The organism is Lysinibacillus sp. Ag94, from assembly GCF_023242215.1.
In the GTDB taxonomy this organism is placed as follows: domain Bacteria; phylum Bacillota; class Bacilli; order Bacillales_A; family Planococcaceae; genus Lysinibacillus.
This window is the reverse complement of the sequence record NZ_CP096780.1, coordinates 3,965,950-3,987,511: the sequence shown is the minus strand read 5'-3', so window position 1 is coordinate 3,987,511 and position 21,562 is coordinate 3,965,950. Positions and strand designations below refer to the sequence as shown.

Genomic DNA, 21,562 nt, shown 5'->3' with positions numbered 1-21,562 from the left:
TTAATTTTTTGCCCATTTTGCTGTAGACCGTATGAGCATATAAACGCACGCCTCAAAATGATTTATTAAAAATTTTTTAGTGTGACCAAAGGCAGGTGAATAGGTATTGACCAAAAAACACGAACAGGCTTTTGAGCTTTTTAAGGAGAGTGAAGGAAGCCTTTCAAATGCAGAGATAGCAAAGGCTGTTGGTGCTGCAGAGTCTACGGTGAGAAAGTGGAAAAGTCGTTATGAATGGATTGAAAAAATGGGTTCTGAGGAATGTCACAGTGTGACAAAAAAGAATCGTTCGAATCGTGAACTACAGCACAAACGAATAATTGACTCATTGGCGGAGGCTGGGACCTATTCACCTGCTTTAGATTTGTTAATTGAAGTTTACTTAGATTGTTTCGAAGAATATGAACTAGCAAAAACTAACGGTGAAGAAACAGAGAAGTTACGAAAAGAATTAGCTCGTTTACTTGGCCAACTTGGATTAGACGGCAAAAACAAAGATCTCATAAAAAAATCAGGAACATTATTAGGTAAAGGTGACGAGGAGAAACGGAAAGTTCCTGATCCTGATCCACAACCTGAAACCGAAAGTAGTAAGCTCGTTCAATTTAGACAGAGGAAAATGAGATCATGATTGATTTTGAAGTAAATTATGCAGATGAATTTGTAAAAGAGTTCGATTCTAATCCAAAAGCTTATCCTCACAGTATTAAACAAATGGTGAAGCGTTATAAACGATGGAAGAAGCGCAAGGATATTTGGTTTGATAATGATAAAGCCAATGACATGCTTTATTTCACGGAAACTTTCTTAAAACATGCAAAAGGGAAATGGGCCGGCCAACCTTTAATCTTGGAATCCTGGCAAAAGTTTTACTTTGCTAATATTTATGGCTGGCAGCGTGAAAATGAATTTGGAAAAGCTGTGCGAGTTGTTCGAAACGCATACCTGCAGGTACCAAAGAAAAACGGTAAAACAATTATGGGTGGCAGTCCTGTAATTTATGGCATGTATGGCGAAGGTGTAAAAGGCGCTGATTTCTATATATCGGCCAATACATTTGAACAGTGTCAAAATGCTGCTATTCCTATTGGCCTAACGATTGAAAACAGCCCGGATTTACGTCCAGGAACACGAATTTACAAAGGTAAAGAAGATACAATACGTTCTATCAAATATACATTCGTAGAAGATAGCATTAAGTACGCAAATACCTTAAAAGTGCTAACGAAAGATAACGCAGGGAACGAGGGTAAAAACCCATATTGTAACTATTTCGATGAAGTCCACGCACAAATGGATCGTGAGCAATATGATAACTTGCGTTCTGCTCAAATTGCCCAGGAAGAACCTTTGAACATCATCACAACAACAGCTGGTAAACAAACAGGAGCTTTAGGCGCTCAGATTCATGCCTATGCCAAAGAAGCCATGAAGAATGACAATGATGATTCTTGGTTTGTAATGATTTATGAACCTAACAAGGGCTACGATTGGGAAGACCGCGAAGTATGGCGCATGGTAAATCCAAATATCGGTGTTTCTGTTAGCATGGAGTTTTTAGAGAATGCATTTAAAGAGGCTCAAAACAATAGCTTCAATCGTGCTGAGTTTTTATCTAAGCACTTAAATGTATTCGTCAATTATGCGGAAACCTATTTTGAATTAGATCAGCTTGAAAAAATGCTTGTGGATGATTTAGGAGGGATTGAGGGACTGACTTGTGTTGCAGGTGTCGACCTTTCACGGCGCACCGATTTAACATGCGTGGACCTTAATTTCCCGACTTTTGATGACAACGGCAATCCGATGCTTAAAGTAAAGCAAATGTACTTTATTCCTGAGTTCGGTATTGAAGAGAAAGAACAACAGCGCAATGTGCCATATCGTGAGCTTGCTGAAAAAGGTTTTGTTACACTTTGTCCAGGTAAAACAGTTGATGAGGATATGGTAGATGATTACCTCATACGGGCATTTGAAACTTATGATTTACGACAAATAAATTATGATCCAGCGTTGGCTGAAAAGTTGGTTGAACGTTGGGAAATGCTAGGCATTGAATGTATAGAGGTACCGCAATACCCGACTGTAATGAATGAACCATTTGATGACTTTGAAATATTGCTCTTGCAAGAAAGAGTACTGAATGGTGAAACGGTTCCAGCAGTTGTGACAGATAATCCATTACTTATTTTTTGTACAAGTAATGCGAAAATTGTCACCAACATTAATAACCTAAAAGCTCCGTCCAAAAGAAAGAGCCCTGAACATATTGACGGCTTTGTTGCTTTATTAATTTCACACAAAGAAACACTTAATATGATGGAAGCAAGTACAGATGGTTTAGATGATTTAATTTCAAGTATTTATCGATGAGAGGTGGTGAGAACGTGGGATTACGAAGTCGAATCTCTAATTTTTTGTATAGGCAAGCAGAAAAGCGAGGGTGGTTGGATGATTTCAAAGGGAACATCCGTTACGGTGGGCGATATGTAAGTAACAGTGAAGATGCTTTGTCTTCCAGTGATGTTTACTCGCTTCTCCAAGACATTTCTAATCAAATTGTTTTGGCCAAGTGGAAAGTAGTGAATGCAGCTGGCATTGAACAGCCTAACCATAAAATTAATAGAGTCTTAAATCGACCGAATAATTATTTAACACGTTCTGAGTTTTTAAAATTACTTACGAACGTTTTTTTATTGGATGGAGAAGTGTTCCCGATTTTCGATGGGCGAGAGTTGCACATTGCAAACGATGTTTATACGGAGCTTGATGAACAATTAATTGTTCATTTTAAAACAAATGGAACTGAAATTCCTGCATCGATGATTCGACACATCAAAAATATTGGCGCGGATCATTTAAGTGGAGTTGGTATTTCAAAACTTGGCCATGAAACTTTAGAAGGTGTGCTAAACGCAGAGAAGGTGCTCACAGATAAATACCGAAAAGGTGGCTTACTAGCATTCCTATTAAAATTAGACGCACATATCAATCCACAGAATGCTGCACAAAGTAAGTTAATTAATGCCATTCTAGACCAATTGGAATCCATTGATGAGAGCAGAACAGTGAAACTAATTCCACTTGGTAAAGGGTACTCAATTGATACGATGAAGTCACCGATTGATGATGAAAAAATTCTAGAGTACCTCAATGTTTATAAAAAAGATTTAGGAAAGTTCATGGGTGTGGATGTTGAAATTTATCGCGCATTAATGAAGGTAGATATTGAGAAGGCAATGATGTACTTACACAACAAAGCGGTACGTCCAATATTACAACTATTTGGAGAGCATTTGAGCGCTCTCTTTTTTGATGCCAATTCACAGCTCCGTATTGAATCGGAAATAGACATTTTGGACTTTGTGCCTTATTCAACCAAAACAAACATAGCTTTTAACTTGGTGCGAACGATGATTACGACACCGGACGATTCGCGAGCGATGCTTGGTTTTGATAAGTTGAATTCCCCTGAAGCAAGTAAGCTTTACATCTCGAAGGATCTTGTTGCTGGTGAGGATTTAGGAAAGGCAACAGACGATAGCTTGAAGGGAGGTGATGAAAATGGCAAAGAAAAAGGAGACACGGACATTTGACATCACTAGGTTAAATACTAGGGACGCTACAGAAGAACAATCCTCTTTGATAACGGGTTATGCAGCTGTATTTAACTCCAAAACATCTATTGGTGGATGGTTCGATGAAATTATTGAACCAGGAGCGTTTGCTCGTTCACTTTCGGAAAACGGAGATGTAAGAGCGTTGTTTAATCATAATTGGGATAATGTTTTAGGTCGAACAAAAAGCGGAACCCTACAGCTTGAAGAAGATAATAGGGGCTTAAAGTTTGAAATTGAATTACCTAATACATCTGTGGGCAGAGATTTAGCGGAGAGCATGAGCCGGGGAGATATTAACCAATGTTCATTTGGTTTTTGGATTACCGAAGAAACATGGGATTACTCAATAGAACCTGCTTTAAGGACCATTCATGAGGTTGAACTTTACGAAATTTCTGTGGTATCGATACCTGCATACGATGACACGGAAGCGTCGTTAGTTCGAAGTAAAGAAATTGGTAAAGAAGTAGAACAACGTATGAAAATAATAAAACAAATTAAAGGGGTTTTGGGAAATGAAAACTAGAAAACTATTACTTGCTTTACAACAACGAAATAATGCTCGTTTAACAGAATTGCGTGGTCAATTGGAAAGAAATGAAGTGCCTGCAGAAGATTTAGAAGCGGTGCAAGCCGAAGTACAAGAGCTTGCTAATCAAGCGCAAGAAATTGCGGATGAATTAGCTAATCTTGATGAAGGTGACCAAGGAGGAGGTGGCGAAGACACTGGATCGGGTGAAGGTGATGGCGAAGATCGTGGTGGTAACTCGGAAAGTGAAGAAGGGAACGAAGAAGGCGATGACGAAGGTGAAGGTCGTTCGGCTATTTCAGGTGAGCAACGTTCTGCAATCATGACTCAAATTGGCAAAGGTCTTTCAACACGTGGCCACAAATCCACGAAAAAACGTGAACAAGAAGTACGTTCAGCATTTGCAAATTTTGTAGCTGGGAAAATTACCGAAACTGAAGCACGTTCACTTGGGATTGAAGCTGGCAATGGTTCCGTTACTGTACCTGAAGTTGTTGCATCTGAAGTTATCACATATGCACAAGAAGAAAACTTGCTTCGTAAATATGGATCTACACATAAAACAAAAGGAAATGTAAAATATCCTGTTCTTGTTAAGAAAGCAGATGCAAATGTTAACAAGAAGGAACGTGCTGCATCAAATCCGATTTCAGAAACTACAATTGAATTTGACGAGATCTTATTAAGTCCAGCTGAATTCGATGCTATTGCAACAGTTACTCAAAAGCTATTGAGTATGTCTGATGCTCCTATTGAAACAATTGTTATTGACGAGCTGAAAAAAGCATACGTACGTAAAGAAACAAATTATATGTTTAATGGTGATGACGCAGGGAATGAGAATCCAGGTGCATTAGCAAAGAAATCAGTGAAGTATTATGAAACTATCCCAGTAGATGTTACAGCTGCAGGTTACTCTCAAAAGTTATATTCACAACTAGTAAAATTAAAAGGTCAACCAGTTACTGAGGTGCTAAAAAAATCTATGTGGATTGTAAACCGTGCAGCATTAACCATTTTAGAAGATATGACAGATACAACAGGTCGTCCTTTATTACATCAAGATGCAACAGATGGTGTTGGATATAAACTACTTGGTCATAAATTAGATTTTACAGATGCTGCAGATGGGGATGATTCTACTAAGCCAGTGTTTTACTTTGGGGATTTTAAAGCATTCCACATTCAAGACGTCATCGGTGGTATGAAATTGCAAAAACTACTAGAAACTTATGCTAGTACTAACCGAGTAGGATTTAAAATTTACAACTTACTTGATGGTCAATTAGTGTATTCACCATTTGAACCAGCCGTATACCGTTATGAAGTGGGAGCAACTAAATCAGGGAGCTGATTAGATGGATGAATTATTAGAACAATTTAAGGAACATATTCATGAGGACGGTGAGGGAGATTCTTCACTGTCCTTTTATTTAAGAAATGCCAGGCGGTATGTAAAAACTGCAACAGGTGCCGAACAAGAATACTTGGTACTTATGGTTGCTGGAATAATGTATGAATACCGTGTAGCAGATGATGAATTGCAAAAAGCGCTTGATGCCATCACACCTTTTATTGTTCAGGAGGCTTACAACGATGCCGAGACACCAGGCCAATAAATTAAAAAAAAGAATTAGTATTTTGGGTAATGTTGAAGTTGAAGATAGGTTAGGTGAAACAACCAATAAATTTGGGGAAATCAAAAAGATTTGGGCCGAAATAGTACCACAAACAGGATCACTTCAAAAACAAGTAGCCGATACCATACTGACTAATGTCACGCATAAAATTAAGGTTCGTTATTCAGCTGGAAAAGACATTACAAAGGAAATGCAAATTAGATTTAAGGGTCATAAATTTGAAATTAAATATATTCTAGATCCTTATTTTGAAAACAAATGGTTAGAAATCTTTGTCCAGGAGGTGTTGAAGTGAGCATTCAAATGAAAGGTTTAACTGACTTCCAAAGAGATTTATATGACATAGCAATAAAAGAGATGCCAAAAGAGGCACCTAAACTAATGCGTAAAATTGGCTCGAAAGCGAGGAAAACTGTAGCAAAAAAATCTCGAAGTCTCGTAAAAAAGAAAACAGGCATGTACCACAAAAAGTGGAAACGAGGAAAGGTCTTTGTCGGCTATCAGGGCGAACTAGTTGTACGTGTTTACAATTCATCCCCACACGCTCATTTAGTAGAGGATGGACATTGGATGGTAGACCATGAGGGCAATAAAACAGGTGATTTTGTACAAGGTAAAAAACCGTTGGACAAGGGCATGAGAGAATTTGAAACATCGGGTGACGTAGAAAAGGAAACAGTGAAATGGCTTGATGAACTGTTGAAGAAAAAGAAACTATGATTACATTTGAAAATATTAGAGCAACAGTGACCAGGAACCTAAAAGTAAATTTCGAAGGGCTAAAAGTAACTGGTGAATCAGTAAAGAAGGGCTTCAAACGTCCATCATTTAAAATAGAACTTGATAATGTGAAGCGTGAGGGCTATTTAACACAAGTTGAAAAGTCTTGCACGGTTCGCATTTTTTATTTTCCAACAGATGAAAATGATTACACGATTGAGTTATTAGATGTTCAAGAAGAGCTAGGTAATTTATTTGATCTTAAATTTACTGTAGAAGGACGCCATTTAGATGTATTTGAACCGAACTTTGATGAAATTGATGGTGTGCTGCAGTTTGAATTTGACATTCAATTCTTTGATGGCCGAGAACCAGGTTCGGGAATCAACATTGAAGATGAAATTAAGAACGGAAAAGATTGGTATGAGAAACATCCAGTAGAACTTATGGGCGAATTGGATGATGAGGAAGGGGATTAAACAATGGGCCTACCACAAATTAATATTGAGTTTATCGGAAAAGCCGTCACAGCTATTAAGCGAAGCCAGTTAGGAATTGTAGCATTGATTTTAAAAGATGATGTGCAAACAGCTGATACAGTGACGTACAAAAGCATTGAAGAAGTGCCAACAGATGGATGGTCACCAGCGAACTTAGATTACATTCAGAAAACGTTTATGGGTACACCAAGCAAAATTATTATTGAACGTTTGCCAACTACTGCAGAAGATTACAACGCAGCGTTAACACGATTAAATAACAAACGTTTTAATTATTTGGCCATCCCGAGTATTAAAGACAAAGAAACAACAAATATTGCATCCTGGATTAAAACAAAGCGTGAAAATAAAAAGAAAACATTTAAAGCCGTATTACCAAACTGTGAGGCAGACCATGAAGGAATCATTAATTTCACAACTGCAGGTATTAAGGTGGGTGATAGAGAATATACGACAGCTGGATATACAGCACGTATTGCCGGAATCATAGCAGGATTACCGTTTACTCGAACATCCACTTATTATGAGCTAAATGAGATTGATTCTATCACAGAAATTGAAGATCCTGACGCAGCTGTTGATAATGGTGAGCTTATCCTTATCAACGATGGTGAGAACGTTAAAATTGGACGAGGCGTTAACAGTCTTACGACAACAACAGGTAAAAAGACTGAGGACTTTAAATCAATACGTATCATGGAAGTACAGGACTTAATTAAAGACGATATTCGCACAACATTTGATAAGCATTATATTGGTAAGCACAACAACATTTATGATAATCAAGTTTTGTTTATTCGTTCTGTTAATGCTTATTATGATGGCTTGGAAGATGAAGAAATTCTTGATCCGAATTTTGATAATAAATCTGAAATCAATGTCCGAAAACAGCGTCTTGCTTGGGAAAATATTGGAGTCGATACTACAGATTGGGACGATCAAAAAGTAAAAGAAATGTCCTTCAAGCGCAATGTATTTTTAGCAGGCAATATAAAAATAGTTGATGCTATTGAAGACTTAGACATGGATATTGCTATATAAGGAGGATTGAAGGATGGGTAAATTAAAATCAAATAAAACCATTAACGGTACTTTTGGCAGCGTGTGGGTTAACAACGAGAAATGGCTAGATGTAGAGGAGTTTGAGGCTAAAGTAAGCATTGATTATGAAGATGTTAATATGGCCGAAGATTTGGCGACACATAAGAAAATGACAGGGTGGTCAGGTGAAGGAACGTTAAAGGTGAAAAAAGTCTATAGCCGGGGTTCAGGTTTATTAGCTGAAGCAGTTAAAAAAGGTATCGTACCGGACATTAACATTGTAGGGAAATTAGCAGATCCGGATGCATTTGGAGCTGAACGCGTGGCTATAAATGAAGTCACTTTCAATGAATTTATGCTACTTCAATTTGCACAAAAAACGATTGGATCGGAAGAATTACCGTTTAACTTTGCAGATTATGATCCAATCGATTTAATTAGTGCCTAAATAAATATATCGGAGGGAACTTAAATGACTAAAAAAGATATTAAACGATTAACAATTACGGATTTAATAAAAGAGAAAGAGAAATATCATGTGAAGGATGATGTCACTGAGGAAGTACTTGTAGAGCGTTTAGGCGTTGATATAGTTTTGCGTAAACCTGAAAAATCTCTTTGCGTAGATACTATGAAAATGGCTCGCGATGAAAATAACGATACAGACGCAGATGCGTACATGGTGTATAACACGATGGTTGAACCAAATTTAAAAGATGAAGAATTACAGAAAGCATACGGTTGTACATTACCAACCGACATTGTGGCGAAAATCTTTGATCCTGGTGAAATTGAACAATTATCAGGCATGGCACTTGAATTAGCAGGGTACAAAAAAGGCGGAGTTAAAGCTATAAAAAACTAATTGATAGTGATGATGATTTTTATTTTCTTCATCACTATATTCAAAAAGGTCGTAAACTCGATGAACTGTTAAATTTGCCTTATGATGAAAAATTATTTATGACGGCAAGTTTAGACAAGGAATTAGAAGAAAGAAACAAATATTTGAAAGCTGGAGCGATTGTTACAATACCGTTCTAGCTTTTTTCTTTTTATAAAGGCGGTGAGAAAGTGGGAAAAAGGGTTATATCTGCAGTCTTATCACTGAAAGATCGCGATTTTTCCAGCAATTTAAAGCGAGCTAGTGACCGATCAGATGATTTTGGTCGAGGCGTTACCAGGGTAGGAAATCAAATACAACGATTCGGTCAAGGGGCAACCAAGGTTTTTAAATCAGTCGCGACAGGTGCGGGCGCTTTAGGTGCTGCAGGTGTAGCGGCTCTAGGTGCTGGCGTTGCAAAATCTATTTTTGATATGAATGATGCATTTGCAACTTTACAAGCGCAAACTGGCGCTACTTCTGACCAAATGAAAGTGTATGAGAGCGCCGCAAAAGACGTATTCAAAAAAGGGTACGGAGAAAACATTGATGAAGTAACAGGAGCTTTAGCTCGCGTTAAACAAAACATGCGTAATATCGATGATGGAGAGATTGGTAATGTTACATCTAAAGCGATGTTATTAGCTAAAACGTTTGATGGAGATGTGAACGAAGTCACTCGTGGTACGAATAATTTGATGGAAGCATTCGGTATCACATCAGATAAGGCGTTTGATTTATTTACTGCAGGTGGTCAACGTGGTTTGAACTTTAGTAATGAAATGTTTGACAATGTAGCCGAGTACTCATCTTTATTTGGCACTATGGGATATACCGTTGAAGAATATTTCGGCATCATGGAAAGAGGCGCAAAAGCTGGCGTTTATAACTTAGATTACGTGAATGATGTCATGAAAGAATTTCAGATTCGCGTTAAAGATGGATCAAAAGGTACAAAAGAGGCTATGGGCGATCTATCAAAAGGCTCGCAGAAAGTATGGAAAGATTTTTTAGCTGGTAAAGGCAATGTTTCAGATGTAGCAAGTACTGTCGTCGGAGAGCTAAAAGGTATGGATGACCAGGTTAAGGCGAACCAAATAGGTGTCAGTCTATTCGGTACTAAGTGGGAAGATTTAGAGGCAGGGGCCATGTACGCAATGCTTGGTACAAAAGATGCTATGAAGGATTTTGAGGGAGCAACAGATGCCGCCTCAGCCAACGTAGAAGGAAGCTTTAAAAACAGATTAGTTTCATCTTGGCGAGAACTGCAGACCGGAATTGCTGATGTTGTAAACGGAGCCGGAGCCCAGGAGTTTTTACAAAGTGTTGCACAAAAAGCTGATGAACTTGTGCCAGCAATTCAGGGCGTTGTTGAAAAGGCGTTCGAATTTGGCAATACAGTAAGAGAGAATTGGGGGCCTATTAAAGAGACTCTTATTGGCGTAAGTACAGCGGTAGGCGTTGTAGCTGCAGGTATGGGAGCCTTAAAGGTTATCACGACTGTAACAACCATGATTAACGGTTTTAAAACAGCTATGGGCCTAGCAACAGCTGGACAGTGGGCAATGAATACAGCCATGCTTGCAAGCCCTCTTACATGGGTGGTTGTTGGTATCGCTGCCGTAATCGCTATAGGTGTCTTGTTATATCGAAATTGGGATGTAGTAAAGGAAAAAGCAGGTGAATTGTGGAGCAAAGTAACAGAGGTATTTGGAGGTATATATGACTGGGGTGTTCAAAAAATACAGCCAGTAACAGACTTTTTCAAAGGGCTTTATGATAAATTTATTGATTTCAAAAATGCAATTCTAAGTTTTAAATTACCTGATTGGGTGAGCTCAATAGGTAGCACAATAAGTGGTGCAGCAAGCAAGGTTGGCAGTTGGATTAGCGGATCACACGCAACTGGTCTAAATAGCGTCCCGTATGACGGATATATTGCCGAGCTTCACGAAGGTGAAATGATTATTCCGGCCCGACAATCTGAAAGGATTCGTGCAGCCGGTGGGTCAATTGATAATGTGGATCAAATGATTCAACCGAAATCTGTTGCAGTAGCAACACCTACACCATCGAGCAGTACACCACAAGCAGTGCCTTCGAATAATGGCGGTGTACAAGTTATTATTCAGAACTTAAACGCTAAAGGTGTAACGGCAAAAGAAGTTGTGGACGAGTTTGTACCAATGTTGAAATTAAGATTGGCCAATATGTAGGGAGGTTGGAAAGATGGATATATTTTTAAGTACAATGGATCGCAAACAAATTATTCAACTTCCTATCGTGCCATCTGAGTTTAAAATACCTAGTCCGGTGAATAATGAAACATTCACAACCATTAACCAGGGCGATATTAAAGCAATTGGTCGTAGGGGGTTGAAGTCGCTACCGATTGAAACCTTTTTCCCTTCTAAAGTATATCCATTCTCGCGAGACACTACCTATTTTGGTTGGGAGTACGTTGAAATTATTGAATCTTGGATTGATAAACGTTTTCCTATTCGCGTTGTTATATCCGGTACACCAATCAATGTACTAATGACAATCGATAACTTTGAATATGGCTTACAAGATGGATCGGGTGATGTTTATTATTCGCTCGCACTATCCGAATTTAAGGAGATTATTTTAGAAACAAAGAAGGTGTAAAAATGGCTCATGAATTGTGGTTAATTAAAGGTGATACAATGACCAATATTACGCCCATGCTTGGCACGTTAACCTGGCGTAGTAACATGGATGAATTAGGGGATGAAATTAATTTCAGTATTGCTTTTAACGATACAAACTACTTTCCAATTAATCCTTGTGATATTGGGGATATGGTTGCTTTATATAGTAACGGCAAGGAGATCACACGCGCTATTATTGTAGATGAATTGAAAAGCGGAACAGCGCCAATTGCCTATATTGCTTTTGACTATGCTTTTTACTTAAATAAATCTACTGCAGTCTATCAATTTAACAAATTATCTGCAGATGCGTGCATTAAGAAGATCCTTGCAGATTTTCACGTACCTATCGGAAAGGTTATTTCTATGCCTACACCAATCAATAAGATTTTCAATGATAAAAAGGTAAGTGAGATCATTAAAGAAATCATCACAACGGTTGAACAAGCTACAGGCGCCAAATATTTAATGGAAATGCGCCAGGGAAAGTTATACATCGAAAAACAAGGTGACTTACTTATAACAGGAACATTTCAATTATTTGAAGGTGGCCCGAAATATGATATTGCATCGGTCATTATGAGCCCATCTAAAAGGCGTAGCATAGCCGATATGATAAATACCATTCAGATAGTCGGCAACAATGATAAGGTGGTTTTAACGAAGTCTGATGATAACATGGTTAATAAATATGGCCGCCTAACAAAAGTAGTACAGTTAGATCAAAATGAGAAAAAGAGTGCTGCACAAGTAGCTGAAAACGAATTAAAACAGATATCTAAAGTTATTGAGGAAAATAGTGTTGATTTAATGGGAAATGACGATTTTCGAGCAGGTCGAATGTTTAAATTGAAGGAGCCAATCACCGGCATCAATGGCACATTCTTAATTAAAGATGTTCTACACACTATCAGCAAAGGCATTCACACGATGAAGCCTAGTTTAGAGGTGAAGTAAATGGATGCATTAACGGTTCTTGCAAAAATGTTTGATGACAATAAAAATCCAAAGCCTATATCGATGTCAACTGGTACCATAATTTCACCACCTCCAAATGTTCAAATACAATTAAATGATGTTGTAATTTTACGAAATCACCAATTAGTGTTTGCGGCTAATGTACTTGAAGATTATGAGCGTGAAGCAGAGCTAGAAGGAGACATTAGATTCACTGATAGTACGTTTCAGACTTTTGAAGCCAAAGATGTAAAAGCTAGAACAAAAGATACTTTAAAAGAAGGTGACGAAGTAATATTAATGCCAACTGCAGACGAAAATCTTTATTATGTTTTGGCCAAGGCGGTGAGGTTTGAATAATGTTACCTAAAATTACGCAACTAGAATTTAATAACCAGGATATTAAAACGGACTTGCCGCCTCTTGGTAAGTCTTTTTTATATGACTTTGAAAAAGGCGATTTCGTAATTAAAAACGGAAAAATGGTTGAAGTACATGGCCTTGAAACATTAAAGCAATGGATCTTAAAAGTGCTAAAGACTGAGCGCTTTCGATTTAGGATTTATAAAGGCATTCCATACGGTGTGACATTGGAAGATTTAATAGGTTCTAGTTTACCGCGTGCATTTATTGAAGCCGAGATTAAGCGAGAAGTTACAGCCTCATTAATGGAACATACGCATATTCAAGCGATTCAGGAATGGCAATTTACTCGTGATGGAAAATGGATGCGAATTAAATTTAGAGTTGTCACAGTGGAAGGAGCGTTTGATATTGACGAGCCTATAAAGGAGGTGGCCGCATAGATGGAAGATGAAAAAGTTATACATGAACGTATGCTTTCAAACATTAGTAACGATCACGACAAGTCAAAAGGTAACTTTATTTACGATGCAACAAAGCCTGCAGCTGTAGAATTTTCAAAACAACAAGTGAAGATTGCACAGGTACAAGATAAATTAGATGTTGAAAAGTTAACCGGTGACGAGCTTACACGTACTGTATATCAGCGTACAGGGCAAAGTAGAAAGCCAGCAACAAAAGCGACTACAACTGTTATTATTTCCGGAACTTCCGGAACGCCTGTAAAGGTAGGCGAGTTAGTAGGTACTGAAACATCGTTACTATACACAGTTATAGAAGAAGCGAAACTTAATGAAAGTGGATTTGCTCATGTACGTATACAGTGTAATGAGTTTGGCCAAATAGGTAACGTGCCAGCTAATACCATTACAAGCTTCCCTGTATCAATTAATGGCCTTATCAACGTTTATAATCCTGATCCAGTGGTGAACGGCTATGAAGCTGAAACAGATAACGATTTACGCCAACGATATTATGACAAGCTGCAGCGTCCAGGTAAATCCGGTAACAAGTATCATTATCGTGAATGGGCGCTAGAAGTAACCGGCACGGGAGATGCAAAAGTATTCCCTCGTTACAATGGCCCACTAACAATGAAGATTGTTGTTATCGATGCGAATAAGCTACCTGCATCGGTTGAATTAGTAGAAGATGTGAGAAAACACATTGAGCGAGAAATGCCGTTTGGTGTTGAGGATCTTCTTATAATGTCTGCAGTTGCATTGTTCCTCAATCTATCAGTGTCCTTAACATTAATGCCTGGTTACACGGAGGAAGTTGTAAAAACAAATATCAAAAAGAACGTTACTAAATACTTGAAAGAAATAGCTTTCAAAGCTTCGTTTGTGAGCTATGCAAAGATTGGGGCGCTCATTATAGACAGTGACGGAGTTATGGATTATCAGGATCTACTTATCAATGAATCAACAGCAAACGTTGTTATTCCTGATGATGCTGTGGCAATTATGGGAGGTGTTAACGAATGAATCACATGACCACGTATTTAAAGAATAAAGTATTAACGGACAATTTAAAAACAACACCGGTATTTGTTGCGCTTTTTAACGGTGACACAGAGGTAAATGCTGCAAGTTATTCACGACAACCAGGAATATTTGCAACGCCAACAGATGGTCAAACCTCTAATAATGCCGACATTTTATTTCCTATTGCTGCAGAGTCCTGGGGAGATATTTCACACATCGGCATTTATGATGCGAAAGCAGCCGGTAATTTGTTATTTAAATCGCAAGCAGAATTTACGAAAAACATCGATGTATCCAGCCAATACAAGATTCCTAAAAACTATCTAATTGTACGATTGAAGTAGGTGAGAACATGCACGCTATACCACAAACAGAATGGGGCCAGGTGTCCATATTCACATGGAGCGAGTTAACGCCTCACCAATGGGAATGTTTTAGATTAGCATTGATGATTACCGAAACAGAATTACAGACGCAAGGTGTTTCCATTGCTTCATCCGGTACAACAAATGAAGTTATAACCGAGTTACAGACGCAAGGTGTCAAAGTAGTTCAATCGCCTATTATCATGCAAACTCAAGCTGAAATGGTTACAAGTATTGTAGTTTCAACACAGGATTATCTAACGGATATGATTAAGTATCTACCGTTGTATGAGCGTAAATCTACAGTGTTTAGAACGGTGCTTACTGCAGACGATAGAGAGTTTCGCAATACTGAGCAACAACTTGAAATCGTCAATCGTAATATGTTTATTGATACAGCAATTGAAGCCTTGCCAATATATGAACGTGATCTTGGTATTAAATCGATTGGAACATTACGCTATGACCAACGTAGGGAGCAGATCACTTCAAGAAATCGTGCAAGTTTTGACCAAACCACAAAAGAAACAATCAAATCGGTTGCAGCTGCTTACAGTAATGGAGATGTAGAGGTTAATCCTACAAAGACACCGGGTATATACGAAATCAAGTTTGTAGGAACAAAGGGCATCCCTGATAATCTAAATGGATTAATGCAAGCAATAGAAATTATTGTTCCTGCCCATCTACAGTTTGACTATGCATACACGTTTAACGTTTGGGAGTTTGCAAGTAAACGTACATGGGGAGATGTAAGAAACATCACCTGGGATGATATACGAATATGGAATGAGGTGAGCTAATGAAATACACACCAAATTTAAACTTAAAGAAGCCTGATCTAACGGACAGTATTTTAATTTCAGATATAAACGAAAACATGGAAACATTAGATGGCGCAGTTAGTGAGTTACAAAAGGGTAGCGCGTCAATACCTGACTTAGAAACAGCTGATAAAACATTGGCCGGAGCTATTAATGAAGTTAAAAACGAAGTGAACAAGGCTAAAAAGGAATTGGCTAATCATGCAACCGATCCAATGCCTCATATATACACGAACAGTGATAACAATAAAAAATACCGTTTGGGCTTTGGTGTTGATGCAGGTGGCTTTTATTTCATTCAACAGGAGGTAGAGTGATGGCAGAGGTTGAAAAAGGATATTTTCCTGATAAAGCTACACAAATGGAAATTAAACAGGGTGTAGACAATATTAAAGGTACTTTGGATAGTACGAAAAATGAAGTTGCAAGCATTAAAAATATACAATCGGAGATAAAAGCAGCAGTAAACGAAACGCAAAAAGTTGTATCTAGTGTTTCAGGACTTGCAGTATTTGATAAACCAGGCACCTACTATTGGACTTGTCCAGCGAATGTAAAAGCGGTGAAGTTAACTATGTTCGGCGGTGGCGGAAGTGGTGACGTGCTTCAGGGGAATTTTGATTCAGGCGAAAGAGCGCAAGGCGGAGGTGGAGGAGCTTTTGTAGGTGGTAAATTCATTTCTGTTATTCCTGGCACGACATATCCATTAATTGTTGGTAAAGGTGCAGACCCAGCACCCGGCAATGCACCTATTAATAACGTTTCTAGAGGTCTAACAGGCGGTAGTAGTTCGGCATTTGGATTAATTTGCGCAGGTGGTCAAGGTGATGGTAAAGGAGCACCGAGTGGAAATTCTTCTTTAGTTACTGCAGGGGCGAAAGCGATTCATCCATATGGGCAAACTAGTGATGTTTATGCTGGATTCGAAGCTTATACCCCTTACGGAAAACCGGGAAATGCAGCTAGAGTTTCCGATAACGGTAAAGATTTGATGGCCGGTGGTGGTGGCGCCGGATATGGAAGTGGTGGCGACGGTGTTGCCGGTTACTCTTCTATAACACCTACTATAGCCGGAATCGGAGCTGGCGGCGGTGGAGTAGTATTCCAAGCTGGTAGAGGGCCATTTTCTTCTATGCCTGGTGGAGACGGCATTATAATTATCGAATGGTAGGAGGAACAGACATGAAAAGATATGCACAACTTATATGCGGAAGGGTACACTGGATATTTGAGGCCGAAGAATTACCTCCGTATCCAAATCCCGAAGATTTCTTAGACATAACAGGTCGTGAGGAAATTGAAGAAGGATATTTATATGATGCTAAAACAGGTGAATTTACTGCACCTGTAGCACCTGAACCAATTGAACAGCAACCGACTGTTGAAGAAATGCAAGCAAAGACACTATTAAATACTGAAGTATTAATAGCAATGAAAAATATCGGAGTGTAGGGAGGAACAAACATGAACATTGTTTATCGTGCTGCAGAGTTATTAATCACTAGTCCAGGATGTAATTACGATGTGATGGCAACAAATTTAAGTTTACTTATGTTAAATAAGCAGGTCAGCCAAGACGAGTATACAAAGTTATGTACTTTGATGACTAAACAACAAAAAGAAACAGACGAGACGCAGGCATAAGCCTAGCGTTATTTTTATGCCTTCCACACTGTGGAGGGCTTTTATATTGGTGAAAGTAGGTGTTCTATGAGTATAGAAATGTCCTTATTGTTTGGCGCTATCGGTACAGTGTTAGGAGTGCTGGGTGCAGTTATTACAATGAAAAAAGATAGTAAAAATCAAGGTGCATCGGAGGCCAGTATTACATCTAAAGTCGATTACATAGCGCGCGGTGTCGATGATATTAAACTTGATTTTAAAGACCAGGCACGAAAGATTGAATCGCAAAACGAGCGATTAATACGCGTTGAGGAATCAGCTAAACAAGCGCATAAACGAATTGATAAAGTGGAGGGAAACAGTCATGAAGATTAATTGGAAAGTTCGTATTCGTCATAAACAGTTTTGGGTGTCATTAATTGCATTACTTATTGTGCTTGCTAATCAAATAGCAGGCGTTTTTAATGTTGATATTACGATTTACAACGATCAAGTTACAGCCATTTCGGAGACGATTCTAAGCATTTTAGGTTTACTTGGTATTATCATCGACCCAACAACAAAAGGCGTTTCAGATAGTCAACTAGCAATGGATTATGACAAACCAAAGGACGGTGGACAATAATGGTTGTAACTCGTAAAAAATTAGTACCTGATGTTCAAGCAAACAAGGTTACTTATGGAAAAGGAAACGCTAAAAAGTTTATCGTTGTTCATGAAACAGATAATACACGTTCCGGAGCCGATGCAGACGCGCACGCACGTTTACAATACAACGGCAATAGTCGTTCAGCTTCCTGGCATTATACTGTGGACGACAAAGAGGCTGTACAATCATTTGAACATGCTTGGAGATGTTGGGCAGCAGGAAGCACGACAGGCAATAACCAAGGGATTCAAGTAGAGGTTTGCGTAAATAGTGACGGTAACTATCAAAAAGCAATGCAAAATGCTGCAGAGCTAGTTGCTAAAATCATGAAAGATGAAAACATTCCTATTCAAAACGTTGTTCAGCACAACCACTTTAGCGGTAAAAATTGTCCTCGAAACATGCGTGAAGGTAAAATTAGTTGGTCACAATTTATTTCTATGGTTAAAAATAAGAGTGGCAATGTACAGCAACCTACACCTATTGCAGATAATAATAAATACCGCGTACTTACAGGGACATACGCTACCAAACAAGCAGCTGAAAATGCACTCGATGTGTTAAAACATCGATTTGGTTGGGTAGCGTATATTGAGCCGGATGGAACTAAATGGCGTGTTAAAACAGGAACATTTACCGGAATGGCTGCAGCTAAGGCAGGAGCAAATAAAATTGAAACAGCTAAGTTAGCACAGGTAACAAATATAGTAGCAGAATGATTTAAAGCCCAGGTACTCAATTAATTTTGAGCCTGGGCTTTTTTGCATTCCTAAATTTATTCCTTGTCAAAACAAAAACATTTGTTCTAAAATAATACAAACGAATGTTCTTTTTTAAGGAGCGAAAGGTTGTATGATAAGTTTCGAACAAAGGCGACTACTTCATAAATTTGTGGTTTATGATATGGCTGTTCAGTCGTTACAACGTGATTATAAAGTGATTGAAAACCTTAAATTGAGCAAAGTATATTTGCCGATCCTTGATAAGCTTTTAGACGACATTTCACAAGAATGTTACAACTCTAAAAGGCTGTTGGCAAAAGATAAAATTAGAGTTGTGAAGTGGGAAAAGATTGACGAGTACTTTAGTGATTTGACCGTTGCCACAGCTGGTGAAGACCTAGTGCTAACGTATGCTAATATGGCGTTGAAGACACAAGTGGAAAAGCTATTATTAAGTCACCAAAATAAAGACCAGGCGCTCAATTGAAAGTGAGTACCTGGTCATTTTTTGTTTATTCATTTCTTTTTTATTACATGTTTTAGAATAAACAACACTAGCCATAACATCGAAACTGTAAAGCCTACCCACTTGATGGAACTCATTGATTCAAAATCTAAGTCCACTAAAAAAATAGCTACAATGATGAACACTAACCAATCAGTCGATGATATTCTTTTCATAAAGTAATGGAGGATGATATAATTTTTATAGAGAGGGAGCTAAGCCCCCTCTGCTATTTACTTTTCGTTGTCGTTCTCGTCTTTGCGTTTCATCCAGTCAATAATATCAAGTGACCCCTTGATACTAGCGATGATTCCTGCAATGATGAGGACGACATTTCTTAAATCATCCACTCTTGTTCACCTCCTTTCTATACTCTTATTATATATCAAGTGATGTATATAAATCAAGTGATTTATAAAAGTTTTTTTATTTATTTTGCAAGGTGATTATCATAGTATTCACCAAGCTTTTCAGCTACGCCTAATCCCATACGACTGATGTCACTTACTCCATCTACATAGCGTTTAATCGCTCCTTGTGTAAGCCCACACTCTTTAAAGATTCGATACGATGTATGTTCGCCCTCACCATTTTTAGCAGCCTGTGCAGCCATTACAACCGCCTCTACTTTTTCTGTAAGTTTCATGCCTAACACTCCTTTTTTAAATATCATTATAAATCATGTGAAATATAAATCAAATGATTTCTATGTCGAAAGAAAAAAGCCACTCATTTGAGTGACCTAGATACCTAATAATTGCTTTTTCTTCGCGTCAAATTCTTCCTGAGTAATTAATTCATCCTCTAATAGTTCCTTCAATTCTCGAATTTCATCGGCAACATCATACATATCTTTTTCCTTCTTAGCAGATGGTGCAGACGCAGTTTTGTCCATTACCTTTAAATTCTCGATACCCGATTTAATTTCAAGCGCAATATGCGCTGGCACATCGTCAATGATAGCCTTGTTTCCAGTTGATACGATTTCGATAGTAGAGTAAACAAGCTTATTTGAAATGTTGATACTGCTAACCGAAGACAAAGGGATACTTGTTTCATCATTGGATACGATCCCTTTAATTTCATGTAATAAGATTCGTTGGTCAGTAACATAAAGTTGTTTTGTACCTTTAACGGATGCACACACAGCGAGTAGTGTTTCACCTTGATCCGTCAGTCTATCATCAAACATTTGAATCTGTTTTGCCATTGCTTTCTTCTTTCCGAAGCCAGCAAATTTTATTGTTTCTGCTATTGTATCCATGTTATCGCTCCTTACAGAATTATGTAATTTTATTTTATTGAAGATCTTTATATTAGTACATATTAAAAATTAATGAACCTATAATGATCTTTTGTAAGAATAGTATCTTCGAAACCAATATCTTTTCTTATAACAAAAATACACTCAGAAATAAGCTCTTTTTCTCGGGCTTCATCAGAAGCTGAAAAATCTCCATAAACTGAGATTTTGAAATCTATAAAATTAGTGACAGCAAGTAATACTTCTTCACTAGCCCATAACCAAGAATTATCATACGCCTTTAAAAAGTTATTCTGATACATAATTCGTTCATCTTCAGACACTCGAGCTTTACTAAAGACTATCATTGCATTGATTAATTCCTTATATACATTTCTTTTTTGGTTTAATTTCTCTTGTTCATGCGAAAATTCTAATTGAAGGTAGTTTTTTAGGTGTTCTAATTCTTGCTCAAAATTCCTTTTTTGTTTTTGTAAACTTCGATTAAAGAAGAAAGTAAGAAATGGGGTTAATAAAGCCATTGTTAAAGCACTTGTTAAAACTTGTTTAAGAATTATCAATTGAAAACCCTCCCTTTATATTTCCATTTTAGGAAATAAGGAGTTGAAAGTACATAAAAAAAGACAGACAACTGTAATTAGTTATCTGTTAATAGAAATGACACTACAATGTCTACAATTATTATTAGTTCGATGATGTATACAAAATATAAATTGTTTTTGCCCAATTAACTAAGGTTTGAACATTTTGTACACCTTCGACAGTTGTATCTATTTTAGATAATAACTTACCCAACTTACTCTCAGCTTCTTCTTTTGTTGTAGATGCAGCAATTTCCAATGCTTCTTTAATTAATTCAAGGTGTTTAGATGAGTCGGCAACATCCTGTTGGATTAGTAGTATGACATTCGAAATTAATGAAGTATCTTGTTTAATGTCGTTAAGTACATCTAATTGTTGTTTCGCTAAACGTTCCAATTCCTCGTTAGGATTATAAGGTTTAGAATATTCAACAGCAGATAAGGTGGTTTTATCAAATGATAGCATTTGTTGTTCAATCTCATCAAAAGTAAAAGACTCAATTAATTCAGAGATTTTCGGATTTGGATTAGCTATAGCCCTGATTTGTTCTTTTTGTTTATCAATATCACGAAAGACCCTTTTTACTTTATCAGTCTCCTCCATTTACATCCCTCCG

Annotated in this window: 32 protein-coding genes; 28 read left to right on the top strand and 4 right to left on the bottom strand. The window is 37.8% G+C overall.

Going from position 1 to position 21,562, the window contains the following annotated elements; translation table 11 throughout:
• The first annotated feature begins 106 nt into the window (after positions 1-106).
• The 28 genes from MY533_RS18775 to MY533_RS18640 all read left to right on the top strand — a co-directional run bounded on the left by MY533_RS18775 (position 107) and on the right by MY533_RS18640 (position 19,082).
• On the top strand, positions 107-631 hold the full coding sequence (locus MY533_RS18775; protein WP_248717144.1) for a phage terminase small subunit-related protein: 525 nt from the start codon (positions 107-109) through the stop codon (positions 629-631).
• Positions 628-2,373, top strand: coding sequence for a terminase large subunit (locus MY533_RS18770; RefSeq protein WP_248717143.1), 1,746 nt, complete (start codon positions 628-630; stop codon positions 2,371-2,373). The genes MY533_RS18775 and MY533_RS18770 overlap by 4 nt, the downstream gene beginning before the upstream one ends.
• A gap of 14 nt (positions 2,374-2,387) precedes the next feature.
• Positions 2,388-3,596, top strand: coding sequence for a phage portal protein (locus tag MY533_RS18765; protein WP_248717142.1), 1,209 nt, complete (start codon positions 2,388-2,390; stop codon positions 3,594-3,596).
• Positions 3,565-4,146, top strand: a complete 582-nt coding sequence (locus MY533_RS18760; protein WP_248717141.1) for an HK97 family phage prohead protease — start codon at positions 3,565-3,567, stop codon at positions 4,144-4,146. The genes MY533_RS18765 and MY533_RS18760 overlap by 32 nt, the downstream gene beginning before the upstream one ends.
• Positions 4,136-5,503, top strand: coding sequence for a phage major capsid protein (locus MY533_RS18755; RefSeq protein WP_248717140.1), 1,368 nt, complete (start codon positions 4,136-4,138; stop codon positions 5,501-5,503). The genes MY533_RS18760 and MY533_RS18755 overlap by 11 nt, the downstream gene beginning before the upstream one ends.
• Before the next feature lie 4 nt (positions 5,504-5,507).
• Positions 5,508-5,768, top strand: a complete 261-nt coding sequence (locus MY533_RS18750; RefSeq protein WP_248717139.1) for a head-tail connector protein — start codon at positions 5,508-5,510, stop codon at positions 5,766-5,768.
• Positions 5,746-6,084 (top strand): phage head closure protein, encoded by a 339-nt coding sequence (locus tag MY533_RS18745; RefSeq protein ID WP_248717138.1) that lies wholly within the window; start codon positions 5,746-5,748, stop codon positions 6,082-6,084. The genes MY533_RS18750 and MY533_RS18745 overlap by 23 nt, the downstream gene beginning before the upstream one ends.
• Entirely contained in the window at positions 6,081-6,509 is a 429-nt protein-coding gene (locus MY533_RS18740) for an HK97 gp10 family phage protein (RefSeq protein ID WP_248717137.1), read from the top strand. The genes MY533_RS18745 and MY533_RS18740 overlap by 4 nt, the downstream gene beginning before the upstream one ends.
• Entirely contained in the window at positions 6,506-6,988 is a 483-nt protein-coding gene (locus MY533_RS18735; RefSeq protein ID WP_248717136.1) for a phage tail terminator family protein, read from the top strand. The genes MY533_RS18740 and MY533_RS18735 overlap by 4 nt, the downstream gene beginning before the upstream one ends.
• Before the next feature lie 3 nt (positions 6,989-6,991).
• Complete coding sequence (locus MY533_RS18730; RefSeq protein ID WP_248717135.1) at positions 6,992-8,050, top strand: phage tail sheath subtilisin-like domain-containing protein; 1,059 nt, start codon at positions 6,992-6,994, stop codon at positions 8,048-8,050.
• Positions 8,051-8,063: 13 nt separating this feature from the next.
• The gene (locus MY533_RS18725) at positions 8,064-8,498 is read left to right on the top strand and encodes a phage tail tube protein (RefSeq protein WP_248717134.1); all 435 of its coding nucleotides are present in this window, start codon (positions 8,064-8,066) and stop codon (positions 8,496-8,498) included.
• Positions 8,499-8,522: 24 nt separating this feature from the next.
• Positions 8,523-8,915: a phage tail assembly chaperone gene (locus MY533_RS18720; RefSeq protein ID WP_248717133.1), complete on the top strand. Its 393-nt coding sequence runs from the start codon at positions 8,523-8,525 to the stop codon at positions 8,913-8,915.
• Between the two features lie 209 nt (positions 8,916-9,124).
• Entirely contained in the window at positions 9,125-11,149 is a 2,025-nt protein-coding gene (locus MY533_RS18715; protein WP_248717132.1) for a phage tail tape measure protein, read from the top strand.
• 13 nt (positions 11,150-11,162) lie between these two features.
• Positions 11,163-11,582 carry a hypothetical protein gene (locus MY533_RS18710; protein WP_248717131.1) on the top strand — a complete coding sequence of 140 codons (420 nt, stop codon included), beginning with the start codon at positions 11,163-11,165 and terminating at the stop codon, positions 11,580-11,582.
• A gap of 2 nt (positions 11,583-11,584) precedes the next feature.
• Positions 11,585-12,562, top strand: a complete 978-nt coding sequence (locus MY533_RS18705) for an XkdQ/YqbQ family protein (protein ID WP_248717130.1) — start codon at positions 11,585-11,587, stop codon at positions 12,560-12,562.
• Complete coding sequence (locus MY533_RS18700) at positions 12,563-12,922, top strand: DUF2577 domain-containing protein (protein ID WP_248717129.1); 360 nt, start codon at positions 12,563-12,565, stop codon at positions 12,920-12,922. It abuts the gene before it with no gap.
• Positions 12,922-13,368, top strand: a complete 447-nt coding sequence (locus MY533_RS18695; RefSeq protein WP_248717128.1) for a DUF2634 domain-containing protein — start codon at positions 12,922-12,924, stop codon at positions 13,366-13,368. Before MY533_RS18700 ends, MY533_RS18695 begins: the two co-directional genes overlap by 1 nt.
• Positions 13,369-14,412, top strand: a complete 1,044-nt coding sequence (locus tag MY533_RS18690) for a baseplate J/gp47 family protein (protein ID WP_248717127.1) — start codon at positions 13,369-13,371, stop codon at positions 14,410-14,412.
• On the top strand, positions 14,409-14,756 hold the full coding sequence (locus tag MY533_RS18685; RefSeq protein ID WP_248717126.1) for a phage tail fiber protein: 348 nt from the start codon (positions 14,409-14,411) through the stop codon (positions 14,754-14,756). The genes MY533_RS18690 and MY533_RS18685 overlap by 4 nt, the downstream gene beginning before the upstream one ends.
• Positions 14,757-14,764: 8 nt before the next feature.
• On the top strand, positions 14,765-15,580 hold the full coding sequence (locus MY533_RS18680) for a putative phage tail protein (protein ID WP_248717125.1): 816 nt from the start codon (positions 14,765-14,767) through the stop codon (positions 15,578-15,580).
• On the top strand, positions 15,580-15,918 hold the full coding sequence (locus MY533_RS18675) for a hypothetical protein (protein WP_248717124.1): 339 nt from the start codon (positions 15,580-15,582) through the stop codon (positions 15,916-15,918). The genes MY533_RS18680 and MY533_RS18675 overlap by 1 nt, the downstream gene beginning before the upstream one ends.
• A complete protein-coding gene (locus MY533_RS18670) occupies positions 15,918-16,772 on the top strand; it encodes a glycine-rich domain-containing protein (RefSeq protein WP_248717123.1) in 855 nt (284 codons plus the stop codon). The genes MY533_RS18675 and MY533_RS18670 overlap by 1 nt, the downstream gene beginning before the upstream one ends.
• Positions 16,773-16,783: 11 nt before the next feature.
• Positions 16,784-17,053: a hypothetical protein gene (locus MY533_RS18665; protein ID WP_248717122.1), complete on the top strand. Its 270-nt coding sequence runs from the start codon at positions 16,784-16,786 to the stop codon at positions 17,051-17,053.
• Between the two features lie 12 nt (positions 17,054-17,065).
• Positions 17,066-17,245: a hypothetical protein gene (locus MY533_RS18660; protein ID WP_248717121.1), complete on the top strand. Its 180-nt coding sequence runs from the start codon at positions 17,066-17,068 to the stop codon at positions 17,243-17,245.
• A gap of 66 nt (positions 17,246-17,311) precedes the next feature.
• Positions 17,312-17,599, top strand: a complete 288-nt coding sequence (locus tag MY533_RS18655; RefSeq protein WP_248717120.1) for a hypothetical protein — start codon at positions 17,312-17,314, stop codon at positions 17,597-17,599.
• Positions 17,589-17,849 carry a phage holin gene (locus MY533_RS18650; protein ID WP_248717119.1) on the top strand — a complete coding sequence of 87 codons (261 nt, stop codon included), beginning with the start codon at positions 17,589-17,591 and terminating at the stop codon, positions 17,847-17,849. Before MY533_RS18655 ends, MY533_RS18650 begins: the two co-directional genes overlap by 11 nt.
• Positions 17,849-18,592: an N-acetylmuramoyl-L-alanine amidase gene (locus MY533_RS18645; RefSeq protein WP_248717118.1), complete on the top strand. Its 744-nt coding sequence runs from the start codon at positions 17,849-17,851 to the stop codon at positions 18,590-18,592. Before MY533_RS18650 ends, MY533_RS18645 begins: the two co-directional genes overlap by 1 nt.
• A gap of 133 nt (positions 18,593-18,725) precedes the next feature.
• On the top strand, positions 18,726-19,082 hold the full coding sequence (locus MY533_RS18640) for a YhjD family protein (protein WP_248717117.1): 357 nt from the start codon (positions 18,726-18,728) through the stop codon (positions 19,080-19,082).
• A gap of 448 nt (positions 19,083-19,530) precedes the next feature.
• On the opposite strand, the gene MY533_RS18635 is transcribed toward MY533_RS18640, so the two are convergent.
• The 4 genes from MY533_RS18635 to MY533_RS18620 all read right to left on the bottom strand — a co-directional run bounded on the left by MY533_RS18635 (position 19,531) and on the right by MY533_RS18620 (position 21,549).
• Positions 19,531-19,746 carry a hypothetical protein gene (locus tag MY533_RS18635; protein ID WP_248717116.1) on the bottom strand — a complete coding sequence of 72 codons (216 nt, stop codon included), beginning with the start codon at positions 19,744-19,746 and terminating at the stop codon, positions 19,531-19,533.
• Between the two features lie 96 nt (positions 19,747-19,842).
• Complete coding sequence (locus MY533_RS18630; RefSeq protein WP_248717115.1) at positions 19,843-20,364, bottom strand: PH domain-containing protein; 522 nt, start codon at positions 20,362-20,364, stop codon at positions 19,843-19,845.
• Between the two features lie 62 nt (positions 20,365-20,426).
• Positions 20,427-20,924 (bottom strand): hypothetical protein, encoded by a 498-nt coding sequence (locus MY533_RS18625; RefSeq protein WP_248717114.1) that lies wholly within the window; start codon positions 20,922-20,924, stop codon positions 20,427-20,429.
• A 124-nt stretch (positions 20,925-21,048) separates the two neighbouring features.
• Positions 21,049-21,549 (bottom strand): hypothetical protein, encoded by a 501-nt coding sequence (locus MY533_RS18620; RefSeq protein ID WP_248717113.1) that lies wholly within the window; start codon positions 21,547-21,549, stop codon positions 21,049-21,051.
• Positions 21,550-21,562 lie beyond the last annotated feature (13 nt).

Bases quoted from the DNA above. Each gene is read 5' to 3' on its own strand.
- MY533_RS18770 (WP_248717143.1), top strand. From the start codon at position 628: ATGATTGATTTTGAAGTAAATTATGCAGATGAATTTGTAAAAGAGTTC.
- MY533_RS18760 (WP_248717141.1), top strand. From the start codon at position 3,565: ATGGCAAAGAAAAAGGAGACACGGACATTTGACATCACTAGGTTAAAT.
- MY533_RS18755 (WP_248717140.1), top strand. From the start codon at position 4,136: ATGAAAACTAGAAAACTATTACTTGCTTTACAACAACGAAATAATGCT.
- MY533_RS18750 (WP_248717139.1), top strand. From the start codon at position 5,508: ATGGATGAATTATTAGAACAATTTAAGGAACATATTCATGAGGACGGT.
- MY533_RS18745 (WP_248717138.1), top strand. From the start codon at position 5,746: ATGCCGAGACACCAGGCCAATAAATTAAAAAAAAGAATTAGTATTTTG.
- MY533_RS18735 (WP_248717136.1), top strand. From the start codon at position 6,506: ATGATTACATTTGAAAATATTAGAGCAACAGTGACCAGGAACCTAAAA.
- MY533_RS18730 (WP_248717135.1), top strand. From the start codon at position 6,992: ATGGGCCTACCACAAATTAATATTGAGTTTATCGGAAAAGCCGTCACA.
- MY533_RS18725 (WP_248717134.1), top strand. From the start codon at position 8,064: ATGGGTAAATTAAAATCAAATAAAACCATTAACGGTACTTTTGGCAGC.
- MY533_RS18720 (WP_248717133.1), top strand. From the start codon at position 8,523: ATGACTAAAAAAGATATTAAACGATTAACAATTACGGATTTAATAAAA.
- MY533_RS18710 (WP_248717131.1), top strand. From the start codon at position 11,163: ATGGATATATTTTTAAGTACAATGGATCGCAAACAAATTATTCAACTT.
- MY533_RS18705 (WP_248717130.1), top strand. From the start codon at position 11,585: ATGGCTCATGAATTGTGGTTAATTAAAGGTGATACAATGACCAATATT.
- MY533_RS18700 (WP_248717129.1), top strand. From the start codon at position 12,563: ATGGATGCATTAACGGTTCTTGCAAAAATGTTTGATGACAATAAAAAT.
- MY533_RS18695 (WP_248717128.1), top strand. From the start codon at position 12,922: ATGTTACCTAAAATTACGCAACTAGAATTTAATAACCAGGATATTAAA.
- MY533_RS18690 (WP_248717127.1), top strand. From the start codon at position 13,369: ATGGAAGATGAAAAAGTTATACATGAACGTATGCTTTCAAACATTAGT.
- MY533_RS18685 (WP_248717126.1), top strand. From the start codon at position 14,409: ATGAATCACATGACCACGTATTTAAAGAATAAAGTATTAACGGACAAT.
- MY533_RS18680 (WP_248717125.1), top strand. From the start codon at position 14,765: ATGCACGCTATACCACAAACAGAATGGGGCCAGGTGTCCATATTCACA.
- MY533_RS18675 (WP_248717124.1), top strand. From the start codon at position 15,580: ATGAAATACACACCAAATTTAAACTTAAAGAAGCCTGATCTAACGGAC.
- MY533_RS18670 (WP_248717123.1), top strand. From the start codon at position 15,918: ATGGCAGAGGTTGAAAAAGGATATTTTCCTGATAAAGCTACACAAATG.
- MY533_RS18665 (WP_248717122.1), top strand. From the start codon at position 16,784: ATGAAAAGATATGCACAACTTATATGCGGAAGGGTACACTGGATATTT.
- MY533_RS18660 (WP_248717121.1), top strand. From the start codon at position 17,066: ATGAACATTGTTTATCGTGCTGCAGAGTTATTAATCACTAGTCCAGGA.
- MY533_RS18655 (WP_248717120.1), top strand. From the start codon at position 17,312: ATGAGTATAGAAATGTCCTTATTGTTTGGCGCTATCGGTACAGTGTTA.
- MY533_RS18650 (WP_248717119.1), top strand. From the start codon at position 17,589: ATGAAGATTAATTGGAAAGTTCGTATTCGTCATAAACAGTTTTGGGTG.
- MY533_RS18645 (WP_248717118.1), top strand. From the start codon at position 17,849: ATGGTTGTAACTCGTAAAAAATTAGTACCTGATGTTCAAGCAAACAAG.
- MY533_RS18640 (WP_248717117.1), top strand. From the start codon at position 18,726: ATGATAAGTTTCGAACAAAGGCGACTACTTCATAAATTTGTGGTTTAT.
- MY533_RS18635 (WP_248717116.1), bottom strand. From the start codon at position 19,746: ATGAAACTTACAGAAAAAGTAGAGGCGGTTGTAATGGCTGCACAGGCT.
- MY533_RS18630 (WP_248717115.1), bottom strand. From the start codon at position 20,364: ATGGATACAATAGCAGAAACAATAAAATTTGCTGGCTTCGGAAAGAAG.
- MY533_RS18620 (WP_248717113.1), bottom strand. From the start codon at position 21,549: ATGGAGGAGACTGATAAAGTAAAAAGGGTCTTTCGTGATATTGATAAA.